We start from the raw sequence: 657 nt of genomic DNA, 5'->3' as shown, positions 1-657 counted from the left end.
TAAAGCACCGGATTCCGGATCGAGCCCGGGATGACGGTTGTGGAACCGGCCGCACCCGTTTCAGTTCTCTATCCCTGTTTTGCTGGTGTTTTATTTATCCTTTCTTCGGCCAAAGCCAGGGATTTAACGATTTCGGCCTTTTCAACCAACAAAACAGCAATCTTTTTCTCCAGATCCGTGATTGTTTTTCTGAGCTCCTGGATCTCTTGTTTTTGTTCTGTGACTGTCTCTCGAGTTTCCTTTTTAAGCTCGGCGAGGCTGGCCCGAGTTTCAGCCAGGATCTCGGCTTGATCTTGGTTTTTCTGTTCTGCTACAGCTGCGGCCTTTTCTGCGGACACCTTCTCTTTCTGGACCTCTGCAAGCTGAACATCTAAGTCCTGGGCTCGAGCTTCCGCTTTTCCTGTAGCCTGGTCGGCCCGTTCGACTTGCAGCATGGCTTTTGCGGCTTCGGTTCTGGATGTTTCGGCGGTCTCAATGAGTTGCCGTCGCTCCGTTTCCAGCGTCTCGATCCGAGTTCCCATAGATTCTAGTTTTTCTGTTGCAACTGCGGCAGCTGTTTCGGCGGCCTGTCGATCGTCGATGGCCTGTTGCTGGATCTTGGCCAGTTCGGCGGCCAGGTCTTCGATGCGTCTCTCGGCTTCGGCCAGTCCATCCAGT

1 pseudogene is annotated in these 657 nt (G+C 53.0%); it reads right to left on the bottom strand.

The annotated features are described in order from the left end of the window. Window positions 1-68: 68 nt before the first annotated feature. A pseudogene (locus ACYQ8U_RS23130) lies at window positions 69-657 on the bottom strand (DNA-binding protein); the annotation flags it as partial.

The sequence above is a fragment of the Desulfocastanea catecholica genome, assembly GCF_054657295.1.
This window is presented reverse-complemented; position numbering and strand designations above follow the sequence as displayed.